Raw genomic sequence first — 14,102 nt, forward strand, 5'->3', positions numbered from 1 at the left:
CTTACGCCTTGTTGGCCGCAGCGTTCTTGAACACCCGGGCAAAAATTTCATCTTCGTGTTGCAGATAGTACGAAGGGTCAAAAAGCTCGGCCAGCGCAGCTGCGCCCAGCCGCCCGCTCATGTCGGCATCGTTGCGCACCAGATCGGGGAAGGGCGTGCGGCTTTCCCAGCTCTGCATGGCAAGGCGCTGCACGGCTTCATAAGCCTGCTGACGCGGAAGCCCGGTGGCAATAAGAGCCGTCAGCACACGCTGCGAAAAATACAGGCCGTAAGAACGCTCCATATTTTCACGCATGCGCTCGGGCTTGACCACCAGACCTTCAAGCAGCTTGGTGAGGCGGGTCAGCACGTAGTCGGCCAGGATGGTGGAATCGGGCATGATGACTCGCTCCACTGAAGAATGGCTGATGTCGCGCTCATGCCACAGGGCCTGATTTTCCAGCGAGGCAAGAGCGTTGGTGCGCAAAAGGCGCGAAAGACCGCTCATGTTTTCTGCCGAAATGGGGTTCTTTTTGTGCGGCATGGCCGACGAACCCTTCTGCCCCTTGGCAAAGCCTTCTTCCACCTCAAGCACTTCCGTGCGTTGCAGGTGGCGCAATTCAACGCACAGGCGCTCCACGCCGCCAGCCAGTACGGCAAGCGAGGTGAAGAAGTGGGCGTAACGGTCGCGCTGAATGATCTGGGTGGAGTGTGGATCAACCTCAAGCTCAAGATAGCTCAGGGCGCGCTGCTCAAGCTCGGGCGACAAAAATGCATAGGTGCCCACCGCGCCAGAAATTTTGCCCACGCGCACGCTTTCAATCCCGGCCCCAACCCGGGCAAGGTGCCGCTCAAACTCGGCGTAGAATCCGGCCATTTTGAGTCCAAAGCTGGTGGGTTCCGCGTGGATGCCGTGGGTGCGGCCCATGCACAGCACACCCTTGTGCCGGCGGGCCAGACTTTCAATGGCGGTCAGGAGCTCGCGGATGTCCTTGAGGATCAGACGCCCGGCCTGCATGAGCAGAAGGGCGTTGGCCGTATCCACGATATCGGAGGAGGTACAGCCCAGATGGATGTAGCGCGCGTCTTCCGCGCCAACTTTTTCTTCAAGCGAGGTCAAAAAAGCGATGACGTCGTGGCGGGTCACTTCTTCGATAGCCAGGATGCGGTCCACATCAATGGAAGCCTTGGCCTGAATATTTTCCACCGCGGCGGCTGGGATGCGGCCCATGTCGCTCCAGGCCCGGCAAACGGCAACTTCCACATCAAGCCATGCCTGATAGCGGTTCTCAAGGGTCCAGATACGGCCCATTTCCTGACGGGTGTAGCGATCAATCATGGCTGCCTCATGAAGCCGAGCTGGCGGCTTTGGTGGGTGCCGACGCTGCGGACCCTGTGGTTGGCGTAGGGGCGGAGGCCGCCTTGGCGGCGCTGTTTCCAGAATCGGATGCAGATGCGGAGGCTTTTTCGCCTGCCGTACCGCTGGAAGCGGGGGCAGAGGAACCGCCGGAGGTACCGGAGGAGGCCGTTGAGCCGCCTTCTTCCGTGACGCCCTTGCGGTAGCCGTAGTCGCTCACATACCAGCCGCCGCCCTTGAGGACGAACGATGTGTGCGACATGATGCGGGGCGAAGGCTCACCGCACTCGGGGCAGGGTTCCTGCCCGTGGGATTCCGATACCTTGACCCATTCCTCAAACGTATGCTGACACTTGGGGCACTGATATTCGTAGATAGGCATGGTAACACTAAAAAGGCCATGACACGGCATGCTGCCGCGCTGACCGCTGCTGCTTGTTTGCGCCCCGCGCGGCTGCCAAGAGGCAGCCGGGCCGAGCACCATATGTGACGGCGCGTCAATTCGCAGCCGTCGGAACGCCGGTTTCCCGTGTCCGAAGCTTAGGCCTTGGCAGCCTTGGCTTCGCGCACGCGCTGCTTCAGACGCTCTTCACGGCGCTTACGGCGGCGATCCAGTTCTTTCTTACGCTCAATTTTCTTATGTGCCATGATTCCCTCCAGGGGCAAGCCCCGTTAATATAAGTGGGTATTCATATGCTCTTTGATCGGCAAAGTCCAGCCCCGAGCCACATTCCGGGTCGAAAACACTGACCGCAGGCGGAAAAATATCTGCCTCGCCTAGTGCCTTCCGGTGCGGTTGCCCGCATCGTAAAAGCCGCTGATATTACCGCCAGCCTCCAGTCCGCACGGCCAGAAACCATGACGGATCAGGGTGTTCCGCAATTCCGGGAGCAGGTCTTCCGGCAGTTTTTCAGCCTGCAACACAGGCTCCGGCGTGAGCCGCAGACGAAAATCCCCCAGCGCGCCCACGCTGCCCTCCTCCAGCACAACACATTGCGACTCCCCTTGTGCGGGGGCGGTTGCTCCCAATTCTGCAAGATCGGCCTCCGCCGCTGCCAGACGCGTCAGCGTGTCGGCCTCGGGCCTCATGCCATAGGCCAGCCGCGTCAGCAGGCAGGGCCGTGCGCGCTGCCACGGCCTGTCCAGCCCAGTGGATCGGGCAGCCTCGCGCACTTGCGCCTTGGTCAGCCCGGCTTCGGCCAGGGGGGAACGCACGCGACCTTCTTCAAGTGCACGCAAGCCCGGTCTGTAGGCCTGCAAATCATCCGCATTGGTGCCATCGCAGAGCACGCGGTCATGAGCTTCCGCCATGGGAGCAAGCTCGCCACGCAACAGAGCCACAAGCCCGGTTTTGCAGCCGTAGCAGCGTTGGGGGCTGTTGGTCTCCACCTCCGCCAAGGCAAGAGGATCAAACCGCGCCGTATGCAGGCGCAGGCCGCGCTCACTCGCCCAGGCTGCGGCACCGGCGCTTTCCTGCGGGGGAATGTGCGGGCCGTAAACATGCACGCCCAGCACGTCGCAACCGCATAACAGGGCCGTGTGACATAAAAAACGACTGTCCAGCCCGCCGGAAAAAGCCACCGCCACGCGGGGCAGATCGCGCAGCACAGTGGCAAGCGCAGATGGAACCTGATCCGCACGGAAAGGATTTTTACTCATATCTTCTACTCTTGGTGCAACAAAAGGCCGCACAAAACTGGGGCGAAGCCTACCAGGTCATGCGCACCTTGGCCCCGTGCCCGGCCATATATTCCTTGCACTGCCGGATGGAATACTGCCCATAGTGAACAATGGACGCGATCAGCGCAGCGGAGGCCCTGCCCTCGGTAACAGCCTCAAGCATGTGACGCGGTTCGCCCGCTCCGCCGGAAGCGATTACAGGGATGGACACGGCATCGACTATGGCGCGGGTCAGCTTGAGTTCGTAGCCGTCCTTGGTGCCATCCGCATCAATGGAATTGACGCAGAGTTCGCCAGCGCCCAGCTCCTGGCAGCGGCGCGCCCAGGCAATGGCGTCCAGCCCCATGCGTTTACGACCGCCGTGGATGACGATTTCGTAGCCGGAGGGAATTTCTGCGCTTACCGGAACAGCCAGCACGTCCATGCCCACCACGATAGCCTGGGAGCCGAAGGCATCCGCGCCATCGCTGATGATGTGCGGATCCTTGACCGCCGCCGAATTGACCGAAACCTTTTCCGCCCCGGCCAGCAGCACCGCGCGCATGTCTGCCACGCTGGAAATGCCGCCGCCAACAGAAAAGGGAATGAAAATCTGCTCCGCCACGTGCTCCACTACATCAATAAAGATACCGCGCGCCTCGGCAGAGGCCGTGATGTCGTAGAACACGATTTCGTCCGCGCCTTCCTCATAATACCGCCGTGCGGTTTCAACCGGATCGCCGATGTCTTCGTTGCCCACAAATTTGACGCCCTTGGTCAGCCGCCCGTTGCGCACATCCAGGCAGGGAATCACTCGCTTACTGAGCATGACGCGCCTCGCAGTAGTCGTAGAAGTTGCGCAGAATTGTCAGCCCCGGACGCCCGCTTTTTTCGGGGTGGAACTGGGTGGCCCACAGGCCGTCGCGCCCGTATACGGAGCAGAATTCTTTGCCGTAGGTGGTGGTGGCGATCACAAAAGTGGGGTCCGGCTCCACATAATAGCTATGCACAAAATAGAATTCCGCTGTGGGGGCAACGCCCGCGAGCAGGGGGCAGGGGGCGGATACTTTCAGGCTGTTCCAGCCCATGTGCGGGATGGGCGCGGGGGTGCCGTCCTCTTCGCGCATGTTGTCTTCAAAACGGCGGCAAAGTCCCGGCACGATGCCAAGGGTTGTGGTGTCGTTTTCTTCACTGCGGTCAAGCAGAATCTGGCAGCCCAGACAGATGCCCAGCAGGGGTTGGCCGCGCTTGACGGCCTCGCGCAGCAGCACGTCAAGGCCCGTGGGGTGCAGGGCGCGCATGGCCTGCCCGGCAGCGCCCACACCGGGAAAAATGATGCCGTGGGCGCGCTCCAGTGTTGCGGGGTCCGCCGTGATGGCGCAAGGTATTCCCAAATGTTCAAGGGCGCGGCGCACGCTCGTCTGATTGCCTGCCTTGTAGTCCAGAATGGCCAGCATGGTGCATCCTCTGCTTGTTGTTGCCGTGGGGGGATTGGCGGCTGGTGGCTTTGAAAGGTGGATCATACCTTTTTGCCGCTGCGCAGGCAACGCGCAGGCTGGCATGATGCCCCGGCATCGCAGGAAAAATCAGCGCACTGGCAAGCGGCGGCGGCAAACCTTTTGCGGAATGACGTGACAATTTCAATGTTCACGATTATTATAGAAACCGTGAACATTAGAACTTCCCATGCAAAAAATTTTTTTAATATTTTACGGCATTTATCACGCCATTTGCGCAGGAGGCCAGCATGTATTTTCCCACTGCAGGCATTGAGTGCAATCCTTTTGTTCCTTTTGCGGTGGCTCTTGGCATCTCTTTTTTCACATCCATGGGCGGCATCTCGGGCGCTTTTTTGCTGCTGCCGTTTCAGATGAGCGTTCTGGGCTATACCAACCCCAGCGTCAGCGCCACCAACCAGTTCTTTAACGTGCTGGCCTGCCCCTCGGGCGTATGGCGCTACTGGCACGAGGGGCGGCTTGTGTGGCCGCTGGCCGTTACCATTGCCCTGGGCACATTGCCTGGCGTGTTTATCGGGGCCATCGTGCGCATCAATCTGCTGCCCAATCCCCAGAGCTTTAAAATCTTTGCAGGCCTTGTGCTGCTGTACATCGGCGGGCGCATGGCCATGACCACATGGCAAGGCAGGGCCTCGCTGTGGTCGCGCAAGGAAAAGAAAGAGAACATGCCCACCTGCGAGGACAAAAACGGCAGGCTCATGTGCTGTCACGTGCTCTACTGGAACATGAAGGAAGTGGCCTTTGTGTTTCAGGAAACCAAGTATGTTGTCGCCACCCGGGCGCTTATACTGCTGAGCCTTGTGGTGGGCCTTGTGGGCGGCATCTACGGCATCGGCGGCGGGGCCATCATGGCGCCGTTTCTGGTTTCGTTTTTCGGGCTGCCTGTCTATGTTGTTGCAGGCTCCACGCTCTTTGCCACATTTGTAACATCCGTGGCGGGCGTGTCATTTTACGCCCTGCTCGCGCCCTTTTACCCGGATATGGCCGTTGCGCCCGACTGGCGCATGGGCGTTCTGGTGGGCCTTGGCGGCATGTGCGGCATGTATGCCGGGGCGCGTTGCCAGAAGTTTGTGCCTTCCATTGCCTTGAAGGCCCTTTTGACCGCAGTTTTGCTCTTTACAGCCGTGCGCTATTTGGGCCAAGGTTTCTAGCGCCGCTGCCGCCCGAGTTTTTCTGGCCGGAGCGCTTTCGACCTGCCACAGGGCAGCGCCGGAGGCGCTTCGCCTGTTTTGGGCGGGCAGCAAAGCCCCCACGGCGCGCGTTTTGCAGTATCGCGCGCGGCACTGTAAAGGAAATTGCAATGAATGATTCTTCCCGGTTGCCCATTGGCCTGTTTGATTCCGGCATGGGCGGCCTCACGGTTTTCAAGGCCCTTGCAGAATGTCTGCCCGACGAAGATCTGCTCTATCTTGGCGACACCGCCCGCCTGCCCTACGGCACCAAGGGGCGCGACACCATCACGCGCTATACGCTCAAGGCCGCTCAAAAGCTGGTGGACATGGGCGTTAAAATGCTCGTTATTGCCTGCAACACGGCAACCTCTGCGGCGCTTTCCGCAGTGCGGGAGCAGTTTGCCCCGCTGCCGGTCATGGGCGTGGTGGATCCCGGCGCGCAGGCGGCCGCCGCAGCCAGCGCCAACGGTCATATAGTTGTAGTGGCGACAGAGGCCACCATCTCCGGCGGCGCATACCAAAAGGCCATTGCCCGCATTCGGCCTGACGCCGTTGTGACCGGGCGTGCCTGCACCCTCTTTGTGCCCCTTGCCGAAGAAGGCTGGATGAACGGCCCTATTGTGGAAGGCGTTGCAAGGCGCTATCTGGCTGATATTTTTCCGCTTGAGGGAGCCGCCCCCACCGGGAATCTGGAACCAGACACCCTGCTGCTTGGCTGCACGCACTTTCCACTGTTGCAGGAGGCATTGCAAAACGTGGTGGGGCCACAGGTGCGGATAGTGGATTCTGCCGCCACCACGGCACAGTGCGTGGCTGACGAACTGAGGGCCACCAACCTGCTGCGATCTGCGGATAGCGGCGCGCACTACCGCTTTTTGACCACTGACAATGCCGCCCGCTTTGCCCGGACAGGCAGCCTCTTTCTGGGCCGAAACCTCGGCGATGCCGAAGTTTGCCTGGTTGATCTGTAACAGTATTTTTTAATCATTATATTTCGGGCAGATAAAAAAATTCCAGTAAGGGGCAGACTCTTGCACCGAGCCTGTTTGCCCAAACGGTTTTTCGTGAAAAGCTAGAGCAGACGCGGGATTCTGCGCTTTTTCGTTGACAGGAAACCGCCCCTAACGTAAGGAAACAAAAGTTCTGACCGCAGCAGAAGCGGTTTTGCTTACGATTCCCCCATGACGTGAAAAAGCCTTGGCGGCTTTTTTGCGGCTGTTTCTTTTGAGTGCGGCGAATCGGGCTCAGGCACCAGACTTCTGGCATGTCGACCCGATCCGGCTTGCAGGGAATAACCGAAATCCTTTATGGAGTAGCATCATGACCAAAGCTGAGCTCGTAGAAAAGATCCATGCCAAAGCCGGCCTGCCCACCAAGGCCAAAGCCGAAGAAGCTCTTGACGCCGTGGTGGCCTCGCTGCGCGAAGCCCTGGCCTCTGGCGAATCCGTGACCTTTACCGGTTTCGGCAGCTTCAAGGTGGTTGAGCGCGCCGCCCGCAAGGGTCGCAACCCCCGCACCGGCAAGGAAATCACCATTCCTGCCAGCAAGGTTGCCAAGTTCACGCCCGGCAAGGGCCTGAAAGACGCCATTAAGTAAGTGGCGTAGCAGCACAATTTTTTCGGCGGCGCTATTGCCTTCACACAGGGTAATCGCGCCGTCGATATTTTCTCCTGCCATGTACGCGGCATTTTGGCCGCCTCTGCATAAAGCCGGAGAAAACACCCCTGCGGAGGGGTGGCAGAGCGGTTGATCGCGGCGGTCTTGAAAACCGTTGAAGGTGTGAGCCTTCCGGGGGTTCAAATCCCTCCCCCTCCGCCAGTTTGAGAAGCTTATAAAGCGGCTGGAATCCCACAGGATTTCAGCCGCTTTTTGTTTGGTTGTCAAAAAAATGCTGAGCATGCAGCCCACACGCATTAGCCAAGCAGTTACTCCACCATCTGCGCTAGGGCAAAAGGCATTTAAATTTTCTAGCACCCCTGCGTATAGAACAATGCCAGCCCGCCGCGCGCGGTTTCGCGGTAGTCGTCCTTCATGTCGCGGCCTGTCTGGTTCATGGTGCGGATGCAGAGATCAAGCCCCACAGGGTGCTTGGTGCCCTGCCCGGTGCGGGCCATCATCCAGGCGTTCCACGACTTCACGGAGCTCATGGCATTGCGCGAAATACAGGGAATCTGCACATAGCCGCCCACAGGGTCGCAGGTCATGCCCAGATGGTGCTCCAGCGCAAATTCCGCTGCATTTTCCACCACGTCGGGTGTTTCGCCCATGACCTGCGACAGCATGGCAGCCGCCATGCTTGAGGCGGAACCGATCTCGCCCTGACAGCCCACATCCGCGCCCGCCACACTGGCGTGCCGCTTGATAAGCGTCCCCACCATGGAGGCCACCAGCAGGCCGTCCACAAGGTCGGCCTCTGTTTTGCCGCGCTCCTTGATGAGCATGTGCACCACCGCAGGCATAACCCCTGCCGAACCCGCCGTGGGCGCTGTCACAATGGGGTGCCCCATGGCGTTTTCTTCCGACCCGGCCTGCCCGTAGGCCGACAGCCGCGCCGCAAAGGCATCGGCTGGCTCCGGCGAGCTGGCGGCCTGCTCCAGCATGAGCTTGGCCCGGCGCTCCAGACCAAACGGCCCCTTGAGCTTGCCTTCCAGCCCAAGGCCCGTAACGGCACAACTGTCCATCACGTGGATGATGCGCTGCGCGCCCTGCCGGATGTTCTGTTCCGACTGCCCGGTGATGGCCATTTCATTTTCAAGCATAATGAGCGGGATGCTCTTGCCCGTGGTCTTCACGATTTCAAGCAGGCCGTTCATGGAATCAAATGCATGCACGGGCTTGCCTTTGTCCGGAGCCTTCCAGCCCTTCCACTGCAAAAATCCGCCGCCCACGGAATAGTATTCGCGCGAGGCAAGCTGCTTGCCCTTGCCCAGCAACTCGATGATCAGCACGTTGCTGAACGGAGCCTCGATGGTGCCCTGCTCAAAGATCACGTCCGAATCCTTGAGCGGAATCCGGGCCGGGCCAAGCACCACTGTGCGGGTGTCGTCCGGCTTTACAAAAAGATTGTCCAGAAATTCGGCCTTGCATTCATCGGGCTTTTGCCCGAGCAGGCCCGCCGCCACGGCGCGGTCAGTGCCGTGCCCCTTGCCCGTGGCCGAGAGGCTGCCGTACAGGTGCACCTTGACGGCGTCCGCCTGGGCAAGCTGCTCCTGCGGCAACTGGGCGCACAGATGGATAAAGTCATTGCCCGCCGACATGGGCGCAATGGTGTGCGAACTGGAAGGGCCAGGGCCGATCTTGAACATCTCGAACACAGTCACATCAATGGGATTGGCGCACACGGAGCCAGGCTTCCACAGAGGGTCAAAGCCTGCCCACGTGAGCGAGGGCAGGCACAGGCCCGCGCCCGTCACAGCCATTGATTGCAGGAAACGCCGACGATTACAGTACATACATGCATCCTCCTGAGTTATCTGGCAGATTGCGAAGCCGACTGCCGGGGCTTTTGGTACGAAACCGGGCCGGTGGAATAGTTGGTACGGGGCAGCCATGCATCGGGATAGCCGATGTTCTGGGCCATTTTGTCCGGGCTGTTGAGAAAACCCTGACAGTGCCGCGCCACCAGTTGGGGGAAAAATTCCCGCCAGTCGCGCAACGCTCCCTCCGCCTGCGTCCGCAGGGCCTTGGCAAAGGCAGCCTGCGCCTGCGCCGGGGATGATGCCGCCTTGGGGGCCAGTTCCTTTTGCAGCGCGGCTACGCGGGCGGCAAAGGCGGCTTCCATGCTGGCAGCTCTGGTCTGAATCTCCTGAGAAATCAGGTCGTAACGGATGTTGGCGTAATCGCTCACCAGGGAATAGGCCCACCATGCGGAATCATTGGCAAAGCGGCGGGTGTCGCCTTGTTCGTAGCCTGCGGGCATGGGGGCGACCGCCAGCGGCACAAAGACAGATTCCGCCGCCGGAGCGAGCGCAACCCAGCACACCAGCGCCAGCGGTTCCGGCACATCGGGCCGATACTGGGCAATGGTTGTGTAGCCCACATAATACATGCCCATGGGCCGTTCCCACGCGCCTTCAAGCTTGGTGGTTGGGCTTACGTCGCCGCTGGGGTCCTTGGGACCGATAATGCGGTTGGGATTGCCAAACGGCCCCGCCGCAACGCCCTTGGTAAGGTCGAATTCCGTTCCCTCGTAGTGGTCGCGGTGCATGCGCTTGATGTCGTTCAGGCTCAGCAGCTTGTCCGGCTTGACGGAAAAGGGATAGGCGCGTGTTGCGCCGCTTTCCACCCAGGCGGGCAGTTTCAGCGAGGGTGCCGCCAGAGAGAGCGCCCGCCACACGCGCCGCAGCGAGTAATACGGATGGTTGTATTCGCCATCGCTCACGGTGGTCAGCCAGTCCAGAGGCTTGGACGCATCCTTGGGGCTGCGCATGTTGTACTTGTCTACCGTGGCAAACAGGCTTTTGCCGTACATCTGGTCAGGGTTGCCGGGCGTGATGTCGCGGATGCGAAATTCATTGGCCGCCACAAAAAACTGACCGTCCGGCACGCGCTGGGCCACCCACAGCCCGCCGGTACCCGCCGGGGAGGGAGCCATTTCCATAACCCATGCTTCGTTTGTGTCGGCCACGGGCAGGGTTTCGCCCGTCCCGTAGTAGCCATACTGCTCAATGAGCGCGCCCATCAGCTCAATGGCCTCGCGGGCGGTTTTGCAGCGTTCCAGCGCCACGCGCGCCAGCTCGGACGAATAGAAAATGCGCTTGCCCGGCTCTGCCGTGCAGGTATTGTGCGCCCCATCCGTGCATTCGCCAAACATGAGGCCATGCTCGTTCATGATGGCGTAGTTGCCGTCAAGATAGGCAAAGGTGTGCCGCACCTGCGGGATAAAACCGATGGCAATCGTGCGCGGCGTATCCGGGTGGTTATAACCCGGCGCGCGCTTGGGGTCTGAAAGGCGGGGAACAAGAAAGGTATTGGTGGCGGGATTTTCCTTCACCGCCACGGCGGAATCGTACACAGGGCGCTGCGCGCCTTCCGGCCAGTCACGGGCGGGAACATACACAATGGACTGGTCGTTGAGGTCGTTGTCGTCAGAATGGCTTACCATCACGGAGCCGTCTGCGCTGGCCCCCCTGGTAACAATAAAGGTAGTGCAGGCAAGGGCTGCCTGGGGCAGCAGCAGGGCCAGAGAAACACAGCATAAGACGATCAGCCGCTTCATGGAACCTCCATAAAAAATCAGACCGTAACATCCCGCATGTTCAAACCGATACGCAAAAACGCCAGCGACCCCGGCGGTAGACGCTGGAATGCTGTAAATCAAATCAGCAAACTGTTTTTCTTTTTTGTAACGCAGGGGCGGCAGGGGCACAAGGATTGCGCAGGCCGAAGTGCTTTTTGATTGTAAAACAGTAGCAATCCGAGCCGAGAATTGTTATTGGTAATCCATTGTCATCTCCAGATCAGCACATCCCGCATTTGTAAAAATGCCGGGGTTCCCGTCCAGGTTTCAACGGCAGCAATTCCCCGCCCAGCGCTGTTTCAGGCGCCCACCCAATGACGGCATGAACCGCCACGGAGGTTTGTCCATGCTTGCTTCTCCCTACAAAGAATTCAAAGAAGCCCTTCTGGACTTTATTCCCAAAGACCGCATCCATACTGATCCCCTGCGCCTGTTGGCCTACGGCACAGACGCCAGCGTGTACCGCCTGATCCCCAAGATCGTGGTGGACGTGCTGGACGAGGCAGAAGTGGTGCAACTGGTGGCCCTGGCCGACCGCATGCGCGTACCTGTTACCTTTCGCGCTGCCGGCACCAGCCTGTCCGGTCAGGCGGTGTCCGATTCCGTCCTTGTGCGCATAGGCAAGGGCTGGCGCAACTGGCGCGTGGGTGAAAACGCCGAGCGCATCACCCTGCAACCCGGCATCATCGGCTCCGGGGCCAACAAGATTCTGGCGGAATTTGGCAAAAAAATCGGGCCTGACCCGGCCTCCATCGACAGTTGCCTTATCGGCGGCATCTTTGCCAACAACGCCAGCGGCATGTGCTGCGGCACCTCCGACAACTCCTATAAGACCGTTGTTTCCTCGCGCATGGTGCTGGCAGACGGCACCCTGCTGGACACGGCGGATGCCAAAAGCCGCGCCGCCTTTGCCAGAACACACGCCTATATTCTCAACGGCCTTGCCGACCTGCGCAAACAGATCATGGACAATCCCGAGCTTGCCGACCGCATCCGGCGCAAGTTCAAGATCAAGAACACCACGGGTTACAGCCTCAACGCCCTGGTGGATTACGAAGATCCCTTTGAAATTTTGCAGCACGTCATGGTCGGCTCTGAAGGCACGCTGGGCTTTATCGCCGAAGTGACCTACCGCACGGTGGAGGAGGCCCCCTTCAAGGCCTCAGCCCTGCTGCTTCTGCCCACCGTCAAGGCCGCCTGTGATCTGGCCTCTGCCGTGGCAACGCTGCCCGTTGCGGCTGCGGAACTTATGGACAGGGCATCCCTGCGCTCGGTGGAAGGCACCCCCGGCCTGCCCGAGGGGCTGGAAACCCTGGACGACGACGTCTGTTCCCTGCTGGTGGAAACCCGCGCATCCACCCACGAGCAGCTTGAAAAGAACATCGCCACCATCAATGCGGCATTCAGCAACGTAACCTTTGTGCGGCCCTACGCCTTTACCGACAAACCCGAGGAATTCACCAAGCTGTGGCTCATCCGCAAGGGCATTCTGGCCTCGGTGGGCGGCATGCGGCCCGTGGGTACCTCCATTGTCATTGAAGACGTGGCCTTTACCCTCGACAGGCTGGGCGAGGCCGCCAAAGACCTGCAGGATCTTTTTGCCCGCCACGGCTACACGGTGGCCCCGCTCTTTGGCCACGCGCGCGACGGTAACCTGCACTTTGTTTTCTGGCAGGATTTTGGCGCTCCGGCAGAAGTGGCCCGCTACAAGGGATTCATGGAAGACTTCTGCAAGCTGGTTACGGAAAAGTACGATGGTTCGCTCAAGGCGGAACACGGAACTGGCCGCAACATCGCGCCCTTTGTGGAGCTGGAGTGGGGCAGCCAGGCCTACGCCATCATGAAGAGCATCAAGAGCCTGCTCGACCCCAAGAACATCCTCAACCCCGGCGTGCTGCTCAACAGCGATTCGCAGGGGCATCTCAAAAACCTCAAACCCCTGCACCCCGCCGACGAACTGGTGGACAAATGCATGGAATGCGGATTCTGCGAGTCTGTCTGTCCCTCGCGCGATCTTACGCTCACGCCGCGCCAGCGCATCACCGTTTACCGCGAAATCTGCCGCCTGCGCGAGGTTGCCCCTGATAGCAGCGAACTGAAAACGCTGCAAAAGGGCTACGAATACATGGGCAAGGCCACCTGCGCCACAGACAGCCTGTGCCGCCCGCGCTGCCCCGCAGGCGTGGATACGGGCGTGTTCATCAAGAGCCTGCGCAAAAAGGACGCCGGTTCCCTCGGCAAGAGCATTGCCGGAACCATTGCCGACCATTTTGCGGGAACCTGCAAGGCCATGTCCATTGCGCTCAACAGCGTGGACGCCCTGCACCGCGCCCTTGGCACCACCATCATGCGCGACGGCTCGCGCCTTCTGCGCTGCCTGACCTTCAACAAGGTGCCGCTGTGGAACAAAAACATGCCCAAGGGCGGGGGCTCGGTCTATCTGCCCACCCCATACTCGGGCAACGCCAAGAAGGTCGTCTACTTCCCCAGCTGCATCGCCCGCAACATGGGCCCCGGCGAGGAGCACAGCGACCGCCGTACAGAGCCGGAAGCCGTCATCAGCGTGCTGCTCAAGGGCGGGTATGACGTCATTCTGCCCAATAATCTGGACAAGCTGTGCTGCGGCATGGCCTTTGCCAGCAAGGGCCTCGCAGACGCCGCCCACAAGAAAGAACAGGAGCTGGAAAAGGCCCTGCGCCAGGCCAGCAACAATGGCGAATACCCCGTGCTGTGCGAAACCAGCCCCTGCCTGCTGCACATGAAGCAGACCCTCGACCCCGGCATCAAACTCATGGAGCCTGTGCAGTTTATCCTTGAGAACCTCATGGATACGCTCAAACTCAAAAAGCTGCCCAAGACCGTGGCCCTGCACGCCACCTGCTCCATGCGCAAGATGGGCCTTGAGGGCAAGCTGGAAGAACTGGCCCGCAAGTGCGCCGAAACCGTGGTCGTGCCGGACGGCATCAACTGCTGCGGCTGGGCGGGCGACCGTGGCTTTACGCATCCCGAACTCAACGAGGCCGCGCTCAAGGGCCTGCGCATGCAGGTAAGCACCTGCGAGGTGGGCTATTCATCCAGCCGCACCTGCCAGATCGGCCTGTCGCTGCACGGCGGCATCCCCTACTATTCCATCGTCTATCTGGTTGACGAAGCCAGCGAATAAACAGCAAAGCGGGCGG

At 60.2% G+C, this 14,102-nt stretch carries 11 protein-coding genes and 1 tRNA gene; 5 read left to right on the forward strand and 7 right to left on the reverse strand.

Annotation, left to right across the window (positions count from 1 at the left end; all coding sequences use genetic code 11):
• Nucleotide 1: 1 nt before the first annotated feature.
• The 5 genes from purB to hisH all read right to left on the reverse strand — a co-directional run bounded on the left by purB (nt 2) and on the right by hisH (nt 4,452).
• Nucleotides 2-1,318 (reverse strand): adenylosuccinate lyase, encoded by a 1,317-nt coding sequence (gene purB / locus RDK48_RS03210; protein ID WP_298997919.1) that lies wholly within the window; start codon nt 1,316-1,318, stop codon nt 2-4.
• A gap of 7 nt (nt 1,319-1,325) precedes the next feature.
• Complete coding sequence (locus RDK48_RS03215) at nt 1,326-1,718, reverse strand: zinc ribbon domain-containing protein (protein WP_298997917.1); 393 nt, start codon at nt 1,716-1,718, stop codon at nt 1,326-1,328.
• A 395-nt stretch (nt 1,719-2,113) separates the two neighbouring features.
• Nucleotides 2,114-2,995, reverse strand: coding sequence for a PP-loop family protein (locus RDK48_RS03220; protein WP_298997915.1), 882 nt, complete (start codon nt 2,993-2,995; stop codon nt 2,114-2,116).
• Between the two features lie 49 nt (nt 2,996-3,044).
• Nucleotides 3,045-3,824, reverse strand: coding sequence for an imidazole glycerol phosphate synthase subunit HisF (gene hisF / locus RDK48_RS03225; RefSeq protein ID WP_298997913.1), 780 nt, complete (start codon nt 3,822-3,824; stop codon nt 3,045-3,047).
• Nucleotides 3,814-4,452 carry an imidazole glycerol phosphate synthase subunit HisH gene (hisH, locus tag RDK48_RS03230; RefSeq protein WP_240823335.1) on the reverse strand — a complete coding sequence of 213 codons (639 nt, stop codon included), beginning with the start codon at nt 4,450-4,452 and terminating at the stop codon, nt 3,814-3,816. Before hisH ends, hisF begins: the two co-directional genes overlap by 11 nt.
• Nucleotides 4,453-4,742: 290 nt before the next feature.
• On the opposite strand from hisH, the gene RDK48_RS03235 reads away from it, so the two are divergent.
• From RDK48_RS03235 to RDK48_RS03250, 4 genes are all read left to right on the forward strand, one after another.
• Complete coding sequence (locus RDK48_RS03235; RefSeq protein ID WP_298997910.1) at nt 4,743-5,663, forward strand: sulfite exporter TauE/SafE family protein; 921 nt, start codon at nt 4,743-4,745, stop codon at nt 5,661-5,663.
• A 149-nt stretch (nt 5,664-5,812) separates the two neighbouring features.
• Complete coding sequence (gene murI / locus RDK48_RS03240; RefSeq protein WP_298997908.1) at nt 5,813-6,655, forward strand: glutamate racemase; 843 nt, start codon at nt 5,813-5,815, stop codon at nt 6,653-6,655.
• Nucleotides 6,656-7,004: 349 nt separating this feature from the next.
• Nucleotides 7,005-7,280, forward strand: a complete 276-nt coding sequence (locus RDK48_RS03245) for an HU family DNA-binding protein (protein WP_022659096.1) — start codon at nt 7,005-7,007, stop codon at nt 7,278-7,280.
• 132 nt (nt 7,281-7,412) lie between these two features.
• A tRNA-Ser gene (locus RDK48_RS03250) sits at nt 7,413-7,502 on the forward strand.
• A gap of 149 nt (nt 7,503-7,651) precedes the next feature.
• On the opposite strand, the gene RDK48_RS03255 is transcribed toward RDK48_RS03250, so the two are convergent.
• Both RDK48_RS03255 and RDK48_RS03260 read right to left on the reverse strand, forming a co-directional pair.
• Nucleotides 7,652-9,136 (reverse strand): L-serine ammonia-lyase, encoded by a 1,485-nt coding sequence (locus RDK48_RS03255; RefSeq protein ID WP_298997903.1) that lies wholly within the window; start codon nt 9,134-9,136, stop codon nt 7,652-7,654.
• A 17-nt stretch (nt 9,137-9,153) separates the two neighbouring features.
• The gene (locus RDK48_RS03260) at nt 9,154-10,902 is read right to left on the reverse strand and encodes a dipeptidase (protein WP_298997901.1); all 1,749 of its coding nucleotides are present in this window, start codon (nt 10,900-10,902) and stop codon (nt 9,154-9,156) included.
• Nucleotides 10,903-11,269: 367 nt separating this feature from the next.
• Here RDK48_RS03260 and RDK48_RS03265 point away from each other — a divergent pair, with 367 nt between their 5' ends.
• Nucleotides 11,270-14,086 (forward strand): FAD-binding and (Fe-S)-binding domain-containing protein, encoded by a 2,817-nt coding sequence (locus RDK48_RS03265; protein ID WP_298997899.1) that lies wholly within the window; start codon nt 11,270-11,272, stop codon nt 14,084-14,086.
• The last annotated feature ends 16 nt before the right edge of the window (nt 14,087-14,102 follow it).

This window comes from uncultured Desulfovibrio sp. (genome assembly GCF_902477725.1).
In the GTDB taxonomy this organism is placed as follows: Bacteria; Desulfobacterota; Desulfovibrionia; order Desulfovibrionales; family Desulfovibrionaceae; genus Desulfovibrio.